At 65.6% G+C, this 14,629-nt stretch carries 18 protein-coding genes and 1 tRNA gene; 9 read left to right on the forward strand and 10 right to left on the reverse strand.

Going from position 1 to position 14,629, the window contains the following annotated elements:
* Positions 1–6: 6 nt before the first annotated feature.
* The 6 genes from ACQ86J_RS19550 (at position 7) to ACQ86J_RS19575 (ending at position 2,182) form a co-directional block, all read left to right on the forward strand.
* Positions 7–552 carry a TenA family transcriptional regulator gene (locus tag ACQ86J_RS19550; RefSeq protein WP_431266817.1) on the forward strand — a complete coding sequence of 182 codons (546 nt, stop codon included), beginning with the start codon at positions 7–9 and terminating at the stop codon, positions 550–552.
* A 51-nt stretch (positions 553–603) separates the two neighbouring features.
* Positions 604–930: a 2Fe-2S iron-sulfur cluster-binding protein gene (locus ACQ86J_RS19555; protein WP_431266818.1), complete on the forward strand. Its 327-nt coding sequence runs from the start codon at positions 604–606 to the stop codon at positions 928–930.
* A gap of 10 nt (positions 931–940) precedes the next feature.
* Positions 941–1,252, forward strand: a complete 312-nt coding sequence (locus tag ACQ86J_RS19560; RefSeq protein WP_431266819.1) for a hypothetical protein — start codon at positions 941–943, stop codon at positions 1,250–1,252.
* Complete coding sequence (locus tag ACQ86J_RS19565) at positions 1,249–1,563, forward strand: 2Fe-2S iron-sulfur cluster-binding protein (RefSeq protein WP_431266820.1); 315 nt, start codon at positions 1,249–1,251, stop codon at positions 1,561–1,563. Before ACQ86J_RS19560 ends, ACQ86J_RS19565 begins: the two co-directional genes overlap by 4 nt.
* A complete protein-coding gene (locus ACQ86J_RS19570; protein WP_431266821.1) occupies positions 1,560–2,039 on the forward strand; it encodes a GlcG/HbpS family heme-binding protein in 480 nt (159 codons plus the stop codon). The genes ACQ86J_RS19565 and ACQ86J_RS19570 overlap by 4 nt, the downstream gene beginning before the upstream one ends.
* A gap of 70 nt (positions 2,040–2,109) precedes the next feature.
* Positions 2,110–2,182, forward strand: a tRNA-Gly gene (locus tag ACQ86J_RS19575).
* A 297-nt stretch (positions 2,183–2,479) separates the two neighbouring features.
* Here the strand turns inward: ACQ86J_RS19575 and ACQ86J_RS19580 are convergent.
* Complete coding sequence (locus tag ACQ86J_RS19580; RefSeq protein WP_431266822.1) at positions 2,480–2,908, reverse strand: secondary thiamine-phosphate synthase enzyme YjbQ; 429 nt, start codon at positions 2,906–2,908, stop codon at positions 2,480–2,482.
* Positions 2,875–5,328 (reverse strand): type IA DNA topoisomerase, encoded by a 2,454-nt coding sequence (locus ACQ86J_RS19585; RefSeq protein ID WP_431266823.1) that lies wholly within the window; start codon positions 5,326–5,328, stop codon positions 2,875–2,877. Before ACQ86J_RS19585 ends, ACQ86J_RS19580 begins: the two co-directional genes overlap by 34 nt.
* A gap of 156 nt (positions 5,329–5,484) precedes the next feature.
* Here ACQ86J_RS19585 and ACQ86J_RS19590 point away from each other — a divergent pair, with 156 nt between their 5' ends.
* Positions 5,485–7,287 (forward strand): cation:proton antiporter, encoded by a 1,803-nt coding sequence (locus ACQ86J_RS19590; protein ID WP_431266824.1) that lies wholly within the window; start codon positions 5,485–5,487, stop codon positions 7,285–7,287.
* 82 nt (positions 7,288–7,369) lie between these two features.
* Here the strand turns inward: ACQ86J_RS19590 and ACQ86J_RS19595 are convergent, their stop codons facing one another.
* Both ACQ86J_RS19595 and ACQ86J_RS19600 read right to left on the reverse strand, forming a co-directional pair.
* On the reverse strand, positions 7,370–8,230 hold the full coding sequence (locus ACQ86J_RS19595) for a tetratricopeptide repeat protein (protein ID WP_431266825.1): 861 nt from the start codon (positions 8,228–8,230) through the stop codon (positions 7,370–7,372).
* Positions 8,131–8,967, reverse strand: a complete 837-nt coding sequence (locus ACQ86J_RS19600; protein WP_431266826.1) for a winged helix-turn-helix domain-containing protein — start codon at positions 8,965–8,967, stop codon at positions 8,131–8,133. The genes ACQ86J_RS19595 and ACQ86J_RS19600 overlap by 100 nt, the downstream gene beginning before the upstream one ends.
* Positions 8,968–9,264: 297 nt before the next feature.
* Here ACQ86J_RS19600 and ACQ86J_RS19605 point away from each other — a divergent pair, with 297 nt between their 5' ends.
* Positions 9,265–9,537 carry a hypothetical protein gene (locus ACQ86J_RS19605; RefSeq protein ID WP_431266827.1) on the forward strand — a complete coding sequence of 91 codons (273 nt, stop codon included), beginning with the start codon at positions 9,265–9,267 and terminating at the stop codon, positions 9,535–9,537.
* 260 nt (positions 9,538–9,797) lie between these two features.
* On the opposite strand, the gene ACQ86J_RS19610 is transcribed toward ACQ86J_RS19605, so the two are convergent.
* The 6 genes from ACQ86J_RS19610 to ACQ86J_RS19635 all read right to left on the reverse strand — a co-directional run bounded on the left by ACQ86J_RS19610 (position 9,798) and on the right by ACQ86J_RS19635 (position 13,221).
* Positions 9,798–10,250 carry a DUF4268 domain-containing protein gene (locus ACQ86J_RS19610; RefSeq protein ID WP_431272469.1) on the reverse strand — a complete coding sequence of 151 codons (453 nt, stop codon included), beginning with the start codon at positions 10,248–10,250 and terminating at the stop codon, positions 9,798–9,800.
* A complete protein-coding gene (locus ACQ86J_RS19615) occupies positions 10,135–10,893 on the reverse strand; it encodes a hypothetical protein (RefSeq protein ID WP_431266828.1) in 759 nt (252 codons plus the stop codon). Before ACQ86J_RS19615 ends, ACQ86J_RS19610 begins: the two co-directional genes overlap by 116 nt.
* Before the next feature lie 91 nt (positions 10,894–10,984).
* A complete protein-coding gene (locus ACQ86J_RS19620; protein ID WP_431266829.1) occupies positions 10,985–11,371 on the reverse strand; it encodes a hypothetical protein in 387 nt (128 codons plus the stop codon).
* Complete coding sequence (locus tag ACQ86J_RS19625) at positions 11,368–12,690, reverse strand: recombinase family protein (RefSeq protein ID WP_431266830.1); 1,323 nt, start codon at positions 12,688–12,690, stop codon at positions 11,368–11,370. The genes ACQ86J_RS19620 and ACQ86J_RS19625 overlap by 4 nt, the downstream gene beginning before the upstream one ends.
* 26 nt (positions 12,691–12,716) lie before the next feature.
* Positions 12,717–12,995 carry a DUF2924 domain-containing protein gene (locus tag ACQ86J_RS19630; RefSeq protein ID WP_431266831.1) on the reverse strand — a complete coding sequence of 93 codons (279 nt, stop codon included), beginning with the start codon at positions 12,993–12,995 and terminating at the stop codon, positions 12,717–12,719.
* Positions 12,907–13,221 carry a DUF2924 domain-containing protein gene (locus tag ACQ86J_RS19635; RefSeq protein WP_431266832.1) on the reverse strand — a complete coding sequence of 105 codons (315 nt, stop codon included), beginning with the start codon at positions 13,219–13,221 and terminating at the stop codon, positions 12,907–12,909. Before ACQ86J_RS19635 ends, ACQ86J_RS19630 begins: the two co-directional genes overlap by 89 nt.
* A 307-nt stretch (positions 13,222–13,528) precedes the next feature.
* Here ACQ86J_RS19635 and ACQ86J_RS19640 point away from each other — a divergent pair, with 307 nt between their 5' ends.
* A complete protein-coding gene (locus ACQ86J_RS19640; protein ID WP_431266833.1) occupies positions 13,529–14,461 on the forward strand; it encodes a hypothetical protein in 933 nt (310 codons plus the stop codon).
* The last annotated feature ends 168 nt before the right edge of the window (positions 14,462–14,629 follow it).

A 14,629-nucleotide genomic window follows, 5' to 3' on the forward strand; every position in this document is an offset into this window, starting at 1 on the left:
GCCCGCATGCCGGCCAAGTACGTGGAGGCGAAGGACTTCCTGCTCGCCAACATGTACGAGGAGGAGATCGGCGGCGACCGCCATACCGACCTGCTGATCCGCTTCGCCGAGAGCTGCGGCACGACGCGGGAGCGGGTGATGGACGAGGACAACATGTCCCCGACCACCCGCGCGCTGCAGTCCTGGTGCTATGCCGTGGCGATGCGCGAGGACCCGATCGTCGCGGTCGCCGGCCTGGTCGTCGGCCTCGAGAGCCAGGTGCCGAGCATCTACCGCCGGCAGACCCCGACCCTGCGGGAGAAGTACGGCTTCTCGGATGAGGAGGTGGAGTTCTTCGACCTGCACATCGTTTCCGACGAGATCCATGGCGAGCGCGGCTACCAGATCGTGCTGGAGCACGCCAACACGGTGGAGCTGCAGCAGCGCTGCCTGAAGATCTGCGAGATCGGCGCGGAGATGCGGCTGCTGTATACCACCGCGCTCTACCGCGACTATGTCGAGCAGGAGCTGCCGCTCTCGGCGCTCGGCCTCGACCTGCCGCTCGCCGCCTGAGGCTGCACCGCGCGGGGCGTTCCGGCGCCCCGCGCCTTCCACGGGTACCCAATGCCGATCGTGACATTCTGCCGGGGCGAGGAAAGCTTCGCCGAGGAGATGGCGGACAACACCAACCTCGTGGTCCGCGCGGGCATCAAGAAGTTTCCCTGGCCGCACCTGCGCTACGGCTGCGGCATGGGCAAGTGCGGCAAGTGCACCTGCCGCATCCTGGCCGGGGCCGAGGCGCTGCCGGAGCCCAACTGGAAGGAGCAGAAGGTGCTGGGGAAGGAGCGGCTCGGGCAGGGCCTCCGCCTCGCCTGCCAGCTCTGGCTGCACCACGACGTCACGCTCACCCAGGATGGCGTCGCGCTGCCCGGCGCCGCCCCGAAGCCGTGAAGGCACACGCATGTATGTCATCCTGACCAGCAAGCCAGGCCAGTTCCGCACCGAGCTCGTCGAGGGCGTGCGGGCGGTCGAGGCCTATGACTACCTGTTCGGCGGCACGGCCAAGGCGCGCTTCGTCATCGCCGAGCTGGAGCGGGCGACGAAGATCCGCGTCATCGACGAGGTCGAGCCGCCGGTGCTGAACCTGGTGCCGACCAAGTTCCTGCCGAGCTACGAGACGATCGAGGCGGCGCGGCAGGAACTGGATCACCTGACCGCCTTCGGCAGCATGCGCGCCGCATTGCGCCCCGTGCCGGTGCCGGCCAACGCATGATCACGGTCACGTTCCTGACGAACGACAACAAGGCGGCGCAGGCGCCAGAGAACAGCAACTTGCTGCGCGTGTCGCTGCGCGAGAAGGGCGGCATCCCCTTCAAGTGCGGCGGCGGGCTCTGCGGCACCTGCAAGTGCCGGATCGAGCAGGGGATCGAGAACACCGACGCGGTGAAGCCGAAGGAGCGCAAGCACCTGACGGAGGAGCACCTCGCCGCGGGCTGGCGGATGGCCTGCCAAACCTTCCTCAATGGCGATGTCAGCGTGTCCTGGCCGCCGCCGCCACCAAAGCCCGGGAGCACCCCTGCATGAAGACCGCGATGAAACTGGAACTGGCCGAGGCGCGGGCGATGGTCGCGGCCGCCCTGGCCAAGGCCGCCGAGATCGGCGTGTCGCAGACGGTCTGCATCTGCGACGAGGGCGGCTTCCCGCTGGCGCTGGAGCGGATGAACGGGGCCCGGGTGACCGGGCCGCAGATCGCCTGGAACAAGGCCTTCACCGCGGCGGGCCACAAGCGGTCCACCCACCTGTTCAACACCCCGCCGAACGGGCCGGCGCTGCCGGGCAACGAGGCCTTCGGCATCCAGTGGAGCTTCGAGGGCCGCTTCGCGGTCTTTGTGGGCGGCTTCCCCATCGTGGTGGATGGTGCGGTGGTCGGCGGCATCGGTCTGTCGGGCGGGAATGGGGAGCAAGACATCGCCTGCGGCTTAGCCGGGCTGGGAGCGCTGCGCGATCTTCTGGCCCCGGCCGGACACCAGGTGGTGGTGGAGACCGACATCAAGCGGTAGCGGCAATTTTTGTGGGGGCAGGCGCTTGCATTGCCAGCGGTGTCTGTTAGAAACCGGCCCACCGACGGAGCGCGGGAGTAGCTCAGGGGTAGAGCACAACCTTGCCAAGGTTGGGGTCGAGGGTTCGAATCCTTCTCCCGCAGGGTCCGAACTGCCCAGTCGGTCCTCTCACAACCTGTCTCTCCTGGTCGCTGCAGGGCGCAGAAGCCGTTGTGTCCGGCCGTTTTCCGCAGCGACCTTGATGGTGCAATAGCGGAACGAGGGCGGGTTTCCTGTCCGAAATGCCGGAGACTCTCCGAACCTTGAGGGTTGGCCGATTTTGCCAACAAGGTCTAGGACCTTGTTTTCCCTTGATCTTAGGGCAGACCTGCTGATCGGGATTCAGCGAAGCGATCGCTTCACCCGATGAGCGTCGCTGACGCTCTCCAAGGCCCCAAGGTCTACGTTCGCTCGCCCAGAAGATGCAGCACCAACTCCCGGCGGTGCGGTGCCATGCGGTGCTCCCACAGATAGATGCCCTGCCATGTCCCCAGCACCGGCAGGCCGTCGGCGACCGGGATCGAGAGCTGGGTCTGCGTCAGCGCAGACCGGATGTGGGCGGGCATATCGTCCGGCCCCTCTTCCGCATGCCGGTAGCGGCCAGCACAACCATCCGGCACCAAGCGGGCCAGAAATGTCTCCAGGTCGGCCCGGACGTCCGGCGACGCGTTCTCCTGCACCAGCAGCGAAGCCGAGGTGTGCCGGCACCAGATGGTGAGCAGGCCGGTGACGATCACCTGTTGCGTCACCCAGTCGCAAATCTGATCGGTGATGGCGACGAGGCCTCGCCCGCGCGTCACGATCTCGATGCGATGCAGGTGCTGCTCCACGCCAGTTCCTCCTCAGCCAGCCGGTTCCAAGCCCTCGTTACAGCCACCCGCGCTCGCGGAAGCGGCTGAGGTCGACCCCAGGTGGCGCGTACCAGCCGCCGACGCGATAGCGGGCACCGAGTTGAAGCGCTGCTTCCTTGTTGCCGAAGGGAATGCGCAAGCGGCGTGTCACCATCAGGAGTATCGGGAGAGCGAAGCTCCGGTGCGCCCTTGCGGGGTCGCGCCGCTCGCGTCGTCCCGGTGCCCGCTTTCCGCTTGCGGGCGCCTGCCTTCCGGCTTGGCATCCCGCGTCTCTTGCCAGGCTCGGCTTCGACCTCCGCTGCCGGGGCGTCGACAGCGCGCAGGTTCCATGGGCGCTTGTTCGTCACGGTCTTCCGAGCAGCCGGTGGTCGCCCGATCCCTTCATCGCCGCGGACCTGGACACCATCCCTCTTGGGCGCGTGCTGGTCGAGGAAGGCGCGGCAGGCGGCGCCGGACGACCTATAGCCTCGAGGCGGCTTGAGTCCCTTCTGGCGGGCAAGGCTCTCCACGAAGCCTTTCATCGCCGGCGTCGGCGGTCGATCCGGGCCGGCCTGCCTGGCAGCACCGCCCAGCAGCCTGGCGTCGACTGAGCCGGCGCCCTCCTGCAGTCGGCCAATGATCCTGCTGGCCTGGGCGCAGACGGCGTCGACCGCCCCGATCATTTCCTGCTGCCCGACCAGCACCTCGTCGAGCAGGCGCTCCATCTGCGCGGTCACACCGGGGTCGACCAGCGCCGGATCGGCCTTCTCCAGCACGGCGAACAGTGCCAGGCCGCGGTCGGTGGGCACGATGTGCTTGCCATCGGCCGTCAGGAACTCCTGTGCCTTAAGCCCACGGATGATCTCGGCCCGGGTCGCCGGCGTGCCGATGCCCTTGGCCTCCTTCAGTCGCTCCTGCAGCGCCTCATCGGCGACAAAGCGCCAGGCATTCTGCATCGCCTCGATCAGGGTGCCCTCGTTGTAGCGCGGCGGCGGCCGAGTTTCCTTGTCCTCGACCATGGCGTCCCGCAGCATGACTGTCTCGCCATGCCGCAGGGCGGGCAGCAGCTGCGCCTCCTCGCCCCTCTCCTCGGCGGGCTGCCAATCGGGGAAGGCCGCGCGCCAGCCGAGCTCGATCGGCTGCCGCCCCACGGCGCGGAACAGGTGGCCGCGGACATCCAGCGTGACGGTGGTCTGCCGGTAGCGGAAGTCCGGCATCATCGCCGCCAGGTAGGACCGCGCGATGACGTCGAACAGCCGCCGCTCATCGCCCGTGAGCCGCGGCCAGACCTCGCGCAGCGTGTCCACCGTGTTGACGTTGGGGATGACGGCGTGGTGGCTGGCCCCGGCCAAGCCCTTGTCGTGGAAGTGGCCGCCCGCGCCGCGACGGATGATCGGCGGCTCGGGCACCGGAATCTCGCTGAAGGCCCGCCCGACACGCAGCCCGGCGACGATCCGCGACGCATCCGGGATCAGGCTTTCGGGCAGGTAGCGGGTTTCGGCGCGGGGGTAGGTGATGACCTTCTTCCCCTGGCCATCATAGAGCTCCTGCGCCACCTCGAGCGTCCGCGCCGCCGACCAGCCGAAGCGGGAGCCGCAGAGCTTCTGTAGCGAGGGTAGGTCATGCAGCCGCGGCGGTCCCTGCCGCTTGTCCTCGACCCGCACCGTGAGCGGCCCGGCGAAGCCCTCAGCGGTTGCGGCGATCGCCTCCGCATCCTCGCGCTTCAGGATCCGCTCCTTGGGCGCATGGCGCATCCGCAATTGGCCGGCCTCGGCCTGGGCGGTGGCCACCACCTCGAAATAGGCCTGCGGGACGAAGTTGCGGATTTCCAACTCGCGCTTGCAGACGATGGCGAGGGTCGGGGTCTTCACGCGCCCAACGCCGATGACGGTGCGCGCGCCGCGTGCCAACGTCACAGTCGCCGTGCGGGTCAGGGACAGGTTGTAGATCTGGTCGGCCTGCCGCCGCGCGACGGCAGCCGCGTAGAGGCGGGCAAACTCCGCATTCGGTTTGGCCTGGGCAAACGCGTAGCGGATGGTCTGCGGGTCCTGGGCGGTGAAGATCACCCGCATGACCGTGCCGCGGTAGCCGTAGTGCTCCAGGATCTCCTGGCCAATGAGCTGGCCTTCCCGGTCGCAGTCGGTGGCGAGCCAGACGCGCTTCGCGCTGCGCAGCGCGTCGCGGATGGCCTTGAGCTTTGGCGCCTTGTTGCCGCCCATGGCGGGCTTGGTGCCGTAGAGGCCGTCCGGCCGCAGCAGGACCGCCGCCCAGCGTTTCCAGTCGGCTGAAACCTCCTCGGGCTCGACTAAGTCGAAGAGGTGCCCCTCGGTCGGCAGGATCGCCCCGTAACGGCCGCCGACCGCGGCCCTGACGTCTTTCGCCTGGCTGGTCTTCTCGGTGATGACGATCTGGTCGGTCATGCGCGCGCTCTGGGTGTTCTCTATAGATTCTCAGGCGGGCGCGCCAATCCCATTGTCCGAGAGCCGGTGGGAGATAGACTAGCAAGCCACACTTATGCTGGTCGGACCGCGGAGAAAGCCCATGCTGCGGTAGCGGTCTGTAGGTACCCTTGCAGCATGGCCAGCCCCGTCCATCCATCCGACTTCAAAGAAGTTCTCATTATCCTTGGCGCGGCGGGTGTCGTTGTCCCGCTATTCCATCGACTCCGCGTCAGCCCGGTCCTTGGCTTCCTGCTGGTCGGCATGGCTGTGGGCCCGTCCGGCCTAGGGGCCCTGGCACGGCAGGTTTCCTGGCTTGAGGCGGTCACCATTACAAATGCTGCCTCGATCGGACCCATCGCGGATCTCGGCGTCGTCATGCTGCTGTTCATGATCGGCCTCGAACTCTCCCTCGAGCGCCTGCTGCTCATGCGGCGCCTGGTGTTCGGGCTGGGATCCCTCCACGTCGTCCTGACGACCGCAGGTCTGGCGGCGGCTGCTTTTGCGCTGGGGCAGCCGCCGCCTGCTGCTGTGACACTCGGCCTTACATTGGCCATGTCGTCGACGGCTGTCGTCGTCCAGGTCCTCTCGGAAGGGAAGCGCCTTTCCTCGGCGGCGGGCCGCGCGAGCATTGCCGTGCTCCTAATGCAGGACCTTGCTGTTGTCCCGGTCCTCTTCGGCGTGGCTGTACTCGGCACCGGGCCCGCGGCATTCGGCATTGCCATCAGCCAAGCCGCCTTTGCAGTCGGCGCTGTGATCCTGGTCGGCCGGCTCAGCCTCCGGCCGCTGTTCCGCACGGTCGCGCGCACCCGGAGTCCGGAGCTGTTTATGGCGGCTTGCCTGCTCGTGGTCCTAGGCACCGGTTTGGCGACGGCGGTCGTCGGTCTGTCCATGACCATGGGCGCCCTGATCGCCGGCCTGCTGCTGGCCGAGACCGAGTACCGTCGGCAGATCGAAGCCACCGTCGAACCATTCAAGGGGCTCCTGATCGGCGTCTTCCTGGTCTCGATTGGAATGAGCCTCGACCTAGCCCAGATCGCCGCGCAGCCGTTTATCATCCTCGCTGCAGCACTAGCTCTGGTTGGCGGTAAGTTAGCTCTCACAGCCATTCTGGCGCGAGCCTTTGGAATACCCTGGGCGGCGGGGCTGCAAGCCGGCCTTCTGTTGGGGCCTGGCGGGGAGTTCAGCTTTGTCATCCTGGCCCCGGCCGCGACACTGGGGTTAGTCTCCCAGGACGCCGCCGACTTCGCCCTCCTCCTGGCCGCCCTCACCATGGCTGCGATTCCGCTGCTCTCGATTGTTGGCAAGAGGCTGACATTCAGCGGAGCGGCCAAGCCCATGATCGATCCGGCTGCGCTGCCGGGACCAGAAACTACGCCTCGCGTGGTCATCGCCGGCTTCGGTCGTGTGGGCCAGATGGTCGCAGCGATGCTCGAGGTGCACCGCGTGCCCTATGTGGCCCTCGACAGCGACCCGGACGAGGTGGCCAAGCAGCGCGCGAGGGGAAAGCAGGTCTACTACGGGGACGTCACCAACATTGAACTGGTCCGGCATCTCCAACTGGACACCGCCCGGGCGTTGGTGGCCACGATGAACGATCGAAATGCCGTGGACGAACTCGTTACAGCAGCCAGGCGGGAACGGCAGGACCTGCTCGTTATCGCTCGCGCCCGAGATGAGGCGCATGCCACCCACCTGTATAGCGTTGGTGTTACGGACGCGGTGCCTGAGACAATTGAAGCCAGTTTACAACTGGCCGAGGCAGTGCTGGTCGATGTCGGTATCCCCATGGGACCTGTCATCGTGTCCATTCACGAGAAGCGAGCGGAGATTCAGCGGCAAGTGCGTGCCAGCGCTCCGGAGGCCGAGCGCCGGGCCGTGGTTCGACGTCGGTTGCGAGAGGCGCTGTTAGCGAGGGGTGCGTCCGACAGAGCGAAGTAAATCGCCCCGGCTATTCGAAAATAAAAGAAATAGCCTCGTGAAACCACGCCAATCCAGGGTCTTGGTTGCGCGCCGATTGACATTAGAGCGGTATTTCCGCTGCCACTGCTGCCTCCTGCATAATCGCTGCCTGTACGGGCAGGCGCACCATGAGCCCCTGAAAGAAGGCATTTTGTGTAATGCGGAATTCCGGCACGACTGCCAATAGCTGTTGGCTGGCTGCCTGAGCTTCCTGAATGCGATTTTGTTTGGCTAAAGCAAGTGCAAGCGCGAGGTGACCTAAAGGCCATTGCGGTGCTTCGCTTATAGCGTCGCGTGCCGCCAGTTCCGCTCTGACTAGGTCGGCGCTTAGAAAAGCAGCGAGACTGAGGCCCGACAGGTAGCGACCGAGATTGGGGTCACGCGGGCTCAGCCGACGCGCGCGCTCGAAATATACTACCGCTTGATGTCCTTCGCCGGCTTGGTTGTGGACCCAACCTGCCGAGGCGTTCGCAGCCGCCGAGTTTGGGTTCATGGACACGGCGCGGCGAGTAGCGGCCAAGCCGGTAGCGACATCCATTCCTAACGTCGCAATCACATGTCCAGCGAGGCGGAGTACTTCGGGGTCGTCTTTAGCCGTAGTCAGCGCCTCGCGCGCCAAACGGACGGCCTCAGCGAGATCTTCGGGTGTGGTCCAACGATGCGTCCCCCGTAGCATGAGGCAGTGGGCAAGCGTAGCTTTGGCGGCGGCGTAGCCCGCATCCGCTGCGATCGCCTGACGCAGGTGATGTACCGCATCGTCGCTTGCTTCCCGTGTGACGACATAATATCGTGAGAGTCCACGCAAGTATTGATCGTAGGCAGTCAGATTTTCTGGTCTTTTTCGTAACGAAAATTCCGTTTCGGTGAGTCGGACGCCTGGCTCGACCGCGCCCGCGACAGCCTCGGTGACCTTGTCCTGCAATCCGAAAACATCATCGAGTGCGCCATCGAAGCGATCGGCCCAAATGTGCCGCCCGGTTTCGGCTTCCACCATCTTCGCAATGATACGTAAACGCCGTCCTTCCTTTCGGACGCTGCCTTCCAAAACATATCGTACGCCAAGTTCACCCCTACTTGGCGTACGTCGACGGCACGGCCTTTGTAAATAAACGCACTATTTCGTGCTATCACGAACAGCCAACGGATACGAGAGAGCGCAGTGGTGATCTCCTCTACGATGCCATCTGCAAAATATTCTTGCTCAGGGTCACCGCTCATGTTCTGAAATGGCAGCACTACCACTGATGGTTTATTTGACGACGGGGAGGTCTCACCTTTCACCCGATTGGGCAAAGCATCATCCGGTGCTGCAACCTCCTGATGCGGTTTGACGTCCAGCATGTAACCGCGCTTCGGCAAAGTTTTGAGCAAGCTATTGCCGGCCTCACCGAGCGCACGACGGATCTCAGCCACACATTGCGTGACACTGTCCTCGCTGACGTAAACTCCCGGCCATACAGCTTCGAGCAATACGTCACGGGCCACGACGTGGCCGGCCCGCTCAGCCAAATGGCGCAAGAGCTCTGCCGTTTTCGGTCGGAGCGCGATGTGGGTTCCGTCCGGGCGCAGCAGAGCTCCGCGGCCCGAATCCAAGGTAAAATCAGCGAACCGCAGGACGTCCTGTCCTGCATGCAACAACTCTGGTTTGGCGCGCTCCATACGTACATTCCCGCAGAAGGACGCCGATTGTATGCCGATTTCGGCAGGACTTCGTCGCGATTTCAGGCGGCTTCCAGGAATCCGATCGGCTAACCGGGCCACCCTCCTTCTTGTCGCAAACGACAACAGAATGGAGGCCAAGATGACGTCTCAGCGTACCTGGTTCGACCTCATGCGCTTCGAGGACGCACTCCTTCTCATCGGTGCGACGGCGTACTTCACGGGTTTTATAACGGCAATCAGAATTGCCCTCGGCAAGCTCGTCTATTAGGCGTTTTTTGTGCCGGAGACGCTACTATGGCCATTCGCACTGCGATAATCTCTGTTGCAGAGGCACGGATGACGCCCTGCAGCGACGGATCGGCCCGGCCCCAGGCCGACGATGCGGCGAAGGCTCCAACTGCCTCCAAGCCGTCCGGAAAGCGCAGCTACCGGCAGGATCATGATAGCAATCTTGCAGGCGCCGCCATGTCGGCGATCCAAGATCTAGTGCTCGTGCTCGGCATCATTGTCGGGAATCTCGGATTCATTTCCAGTATCGCTCTAATTATCGGCTGGTATGCGCCATGAATGACGTCAGAGATGCCCTGTGCGCTCTGCTCAGGACATAGGAGAACGGCTCGCGCAGTAGCACCAGCCCCAACCCCAACCCCTCCGACTGCCACCCGCCCAGCATCGTCTCTTCAATGTCTCGCGCCAGCAGCGTCAGGCGCAGCAGCGTCCTCATGTACCCTCGCTGGATACCGCGGCTCGTGCCATCTCGCTGATCGAGGCGTACCTCCTCTCGGCCGACAGCCACCGGTGACGGAGTGCCCGCGACTGGGAAGCGATCACGTTAGCGCCTGGACCCGAGCGCGGAAGGTCTGTTCGAGGCGGATCATGGCGTCGATCATCTCGTGCTGGATGCGCGGCCACTCGGCCTCCGGCGAGCGGTAGCCACCGTCTACCGGACGGTAGACGCGGCACTGCCGGACGCCCTCCTTCTCCTGCCACACCAGCGGCTCTCCGAACGCCGCCTCGATCGCCTCCCGGTTCTCCCTCAGGCGCAGCAGGAGCCGGCGTCCGTCGTCACGCTGGATCAGCAACTCGACGCGGGACGTGTCTCGCGCCACCACGTAGGCGATGGAGAAGCCGGCCTTGCCAATAGCCGCTAAGTGCACGCCGAGGTCAGCATCCGGCGAGCGGCCGCGGTGCAGGTCGGTCCGCGCTGCCGCAAGTTCGGCGAAGCTGGCGGAGGAAGCGGTCGAGCAGCTGCGCCCGCTCGCCGCGCTCCTTGCGCTCAGCCGCCTTCTTTTCCTCAAGCCGCGTCTGGAACTCCGACGCCTCCGGCAGCGGGATGATCTGCTGTACGTCCAGCAATAGCCGCCCGTCGCCGAGGCGATGTGGCCGCAACCGAACGCAGCGGACGTCTAGCCCGAAGTCGCGGAGCCAGAGCACCGTGGTGGTCACCTCCCGCGAAAAGTCCGCGGACACCAGGATCATCCGCACCGTGTCAGCGAACCTTTCCTCGTCTGGCGATGTCCAGCCCAGGTGGGCCAGGATTTCGGCCCGGGCCGCCTCGGGGTCGGGCGCAGCCCGGTCGCGAAACCCAGCAAGCGCCGCGACGGCCTGGTCGAAGGTCATCGCCGAGACCATGGCGGCGTAACGCAGCGCCTGCAGCTCCATGTGTCCGCCGCCGTCGCTGCCCCGCTTAAGCTCCACGACCACGAGGTTGGCCAGGGCGTCGAGGCACAACAGGTCGATGCGCCGCGCGGCGTCGACCCAACCCGCGAACTCCTCGGCGAGCACGAGCAAGCCGTCCTCGATCGCGCCGATCCGCTCTCTGAGCAGGCGTTGGATGTCGCCGCGCTCCTTCCAACCCTCTGCCTCGAAGGTGGTGGCCGCGACTGGCTCGAGGCCCTCCGGCCGCGCTTCGTAGATCGGCATGTGGTCGCCGTGCCTTAGTTCGTGTTGGAGCCGAGCCTAACAGGGCGGATGGCCGTGGGTCACGGGGGTGAAAGTAGGGAACTGCCCGGGCCTAGAAACTTCGCGGCCTGACCTGCTCCGTCCACGCCAGCGTCAACGGTTCCAGCAACTGCGGCAGCGTCAACTTCTCCGACTGTCGACCATCCAGGATCGCCTCGACAAAATTCGGTGCCAGCAGCGTTAGGCGCAGTAGCGTGCCGAGATATCCGCGCTCGATCCTCTCCGCCGCGGCCATCTCGCTGATCGAGGCATACCGCCCTTCGTCCAGCAGTCGCTGGTACCGGAAAGCCCGGGCCAGCGCTTTCAGCAGCGCTGGGTCGGCGCGCGTGGCCACGTCAGGCAGGTCCTCCTGCACCGGCGTCACCACCGTCTTCCGTCCCGGCCGTCGCCGGATGCTCAGCGGCACCCGGACCGTGACATGCGTCACCGTGGCGGTCATACCGCGGCCCTCAGTGCCTCGGGCGCGATCGCGGTGAGGTCTCGGACTAGGCCGGCCAGCCCCTCGACGCGGAGCCGGATGTCGGCTCCGGCGGGCCCGATCACCACCCGCTCCACCAGGGCCCGCACGATCCGCGCCTGCTCGGCCGGGAACAGCTCGCCCCATAGCGGGTCGAGCCGGGCCAGCGCCTCGCGGACTTCGCCCTCCTTGAGCCCCGGTACCTCGGCCCGCGCCGCTATCCAGGCCCCGACCACCACCTCCGGCTGCCGCAGCAGTGCCCGGACCTGCTCCACCACCGCGGCCTCGATCTCGGCCGCCGACACGCGCCGGACGATGCCGTCATCTCCGATTGCGTCCCCCTTCAGCACCCGCTGCGCGACGTAGTACCGGTACAGGCGCCCCTTCTTCCGGCAGTGCGTCGGCGACAGCGCCCGCCCGTCCACGCCGTAGATCAGGCCCTTGAGCAGCGCCGGTGCATGCTGGCGGTTCTGCGCGGCCCTGGTGCGCGGGCTGACCTGCATCACCGCCTGCACCCGGTCCCAAAGCTCCCGCGGCACGATAGCCTGGTGCTCGCCGGGGTAGACATGTCCCTTGTGCGAGACTTCGCCGACGTAGGTTCGCAGGTTCAGGACCTTGTAAACATCGCCCTTGTCCAGTGGCCGACCAGACCGGCTCGTCACACCCTCCGCTTGAAGCCGCCTCGCCGTCTCGGTCCCGGAGCCGGTCTCGACGAAGAGCTCGAACACCCGCCGTACCCGGGCGGCGCCGTCCTCGTTAATGATCAGCTTCCGGGCCACCACGTCGTAGCCAAGCGGCACCTTGCCCCCCATCCACATGCCGCGGGCGCGCGAGGCAGCGAACTTATCCCGGATACGCTCGCCGATGACCTCGCGCTCGAACTGGGCAAAGCTGAGCAGAATGTTCAGCGTCAGTCGTCCCATGCTGGTCGTCGTGTTGAAGCTCTGCGTGATCGAGACGAAGGTCACGCCGTGCGCCTCCATGGTCTCTACCAGCTTGGCGAAGTCCATCAGCGAGCGGGACAGGCGGTCAATCTTGTAGACCACGATGATGTCGATCCGACCCTGCTCGATGTCGGCCAGCAGGCGCCGCAATGCCGGCCGCTCCAGCGTGCCGCCCGAGAAGCCCCCGTCGTCGTAGTGGTCGCGGACCAGGACCCAGCCCTCGGCGCGCTGGGAGGCCACGTAGGCCTCGCAGGCGTCGCGCTGGGCGTCCAGCGTGCTGAACTCCTTCTCCAGCCTCTCGTCGGTGCTCTTGCGGGTGTAGACCGCGCAGCGGAGCTTCTTGACCGTGGCGGGCATCGTCGGCTCGGGCAGCTTCCTACGGCTCATGCCTCGCCCCTCCCTTTCAGGCCAAAGAAGGTCCAGCCGTTCCAGCGCGTGCCGGTGATGTGCCGGGTGATGGCGGAGAGCGACCGGTAGGGCCGGCCCTCGTACTCGAAGTCGTCGGCCCGGACCGTGACCACGTGCTGCACGCCGTCGTACTCGCGGAGCAGCCGCGTGCCGGGCAGCGGGCGGCTATCGGCGCGGATGCGGCGGAGGACGATGTTGCCGCCGTCCAGCTGCTCGCCGAGAGCCTCCAGCCTGGCCCGCGTCTCCGGCTTCAACCCGCCATAGGCCAGCTTCCTGGATGCGGTAGGCCAGCCGGCTCTGGATGTAGGCCTTGTTGAACGGCGGCGGTTCCTTGCCGAACAACTCGCGCCATTGCTGCTTCAGGTTAGCGATCGGCGTGGTCTGCAGCGCGGCCAGGCGCGGCAGCACCTGCGCTGGCGGGATGCCGGGGATGACCGGCGTGATTGACACTGGCGCGGTTACTGGTTGACGTCGGGTCATGCGGAGGCCCTCTCCAAGGGGTCCGCATGCACGCTCTGGCGGGCGGTGAAGTGTAGCGAACTCTCTCTGTCACCTGCGGCCTGGGCGGCGTCACGGGCGAAGTCCTCGGCAGTGCGGCGCCGAAGCCGCACCAGGCCGGCGGCGAGGATGGCGCAGACGTCGCGGAGGTGGGGTGGGAGATGGCGGAGGGCCGGGTCGGCGGCGGTGGTCATGCGGCAACCTGCTGACCGGGGGTGACGCATTTGCGTCGAACTGCGCTGCGGCGCGTGGCAATATTCCGGATTGCTAACCGATCTGCGGGGTGTGCATGGCTGAGCAAGTCGAAGTTGATGTTCTTCCGCTGCGCGAGGCGCTTGTGAAGTGGGCGGACCCCTCGCTGGTCGAGGCTGTCAAGGCTGAGGAGCGGCGGATGACGGCCAACCAGATTGGCGACCTCTTCCACTACTCCCTGCTGAGCGATCCAGGGGACCTGCGCAAAATCAGCCCGAATGAGTGGCTGATGGCGCAGCCCGACTACGATCCGCTGTTCTCGGCTTGGAAAAGGCTCAAGCGAGACCTGATCGCGCGCCTGAACCAGGAACGGCTGTTCGTGCGTGGCGTCCCAATCAAGCCGGCACGGGGCACCCGCCATGAGCCGCTCCCGGGCGTCTGGGCGGCAAGCTTCGAGATGAATTTCGACGACAACACGATCACGATCGATGAGGCGCTGTACGGAGCCGTCGAGGTTTCTGAGGTGAAGTTTGCGAGCTCTAGCCTGGGTCAAGATCGGTCGGGCACTAGCCCCGGTCATAAGGCCGACCAAGATCACGGATACGGCGGACCTGCAGGCGGAAGTACCGTCCCAGCAATATCGTATAGCTCTGAGGCGATCGCCGAGAGAGTGCTCCAGCAGATCACGCCCGAGCAAGCCGCGACCCTCCTTCCAGATACCGTCGCCGCCTTGTTGGAGGCGCATGCCGAGCATGTCCGGGTTGGTCTGCGGGTCGAGTTGGCACCGCCGGGTAAAGCGTCGCCATTGGCGCTGGCCGCAAGCATGATGAAGCACCGTGCGATCACAGGCGCGCTTCGCCCCACGCTGACCGAAGAAACCGATTGCCTGGAAGATTGGCTCAAGAAATCCGCTCCGTCCTATTCGCCATTGGGCAGCAAGCGGATGCAGAATGCGTTGGGATCGCTTTACCGCACACTGCTCGATGAGCATCGGCAGAAGGTCGCACTTCCCGCAGCAGAAGGAGATTGATTGCGGTCGCACGGCGCCCAAAGCAGATTGCTCGGTCGGCGTCTTCGGTCGTGGGCGGTCATCGTACATAGCATCGAAGTAGGCATACCGCAGATCCCAATCCACACTCCCGATTTGCCACTGCAAAAATCAAATCGGGAAAATCTTAATGTAAAACGGGAGCATGGA

Origin of the sequence: Dankookia sp. P2, from assembly GCF_050632255.1 — a bacterium.
In the GTDB taxonomy this organism is placed as follows: domain Bacteria; phylum Pseudomonadota; class Alphaproteobacteria; order Acetobacterales; family Acetobacteraceae; genus Paracraurococcus.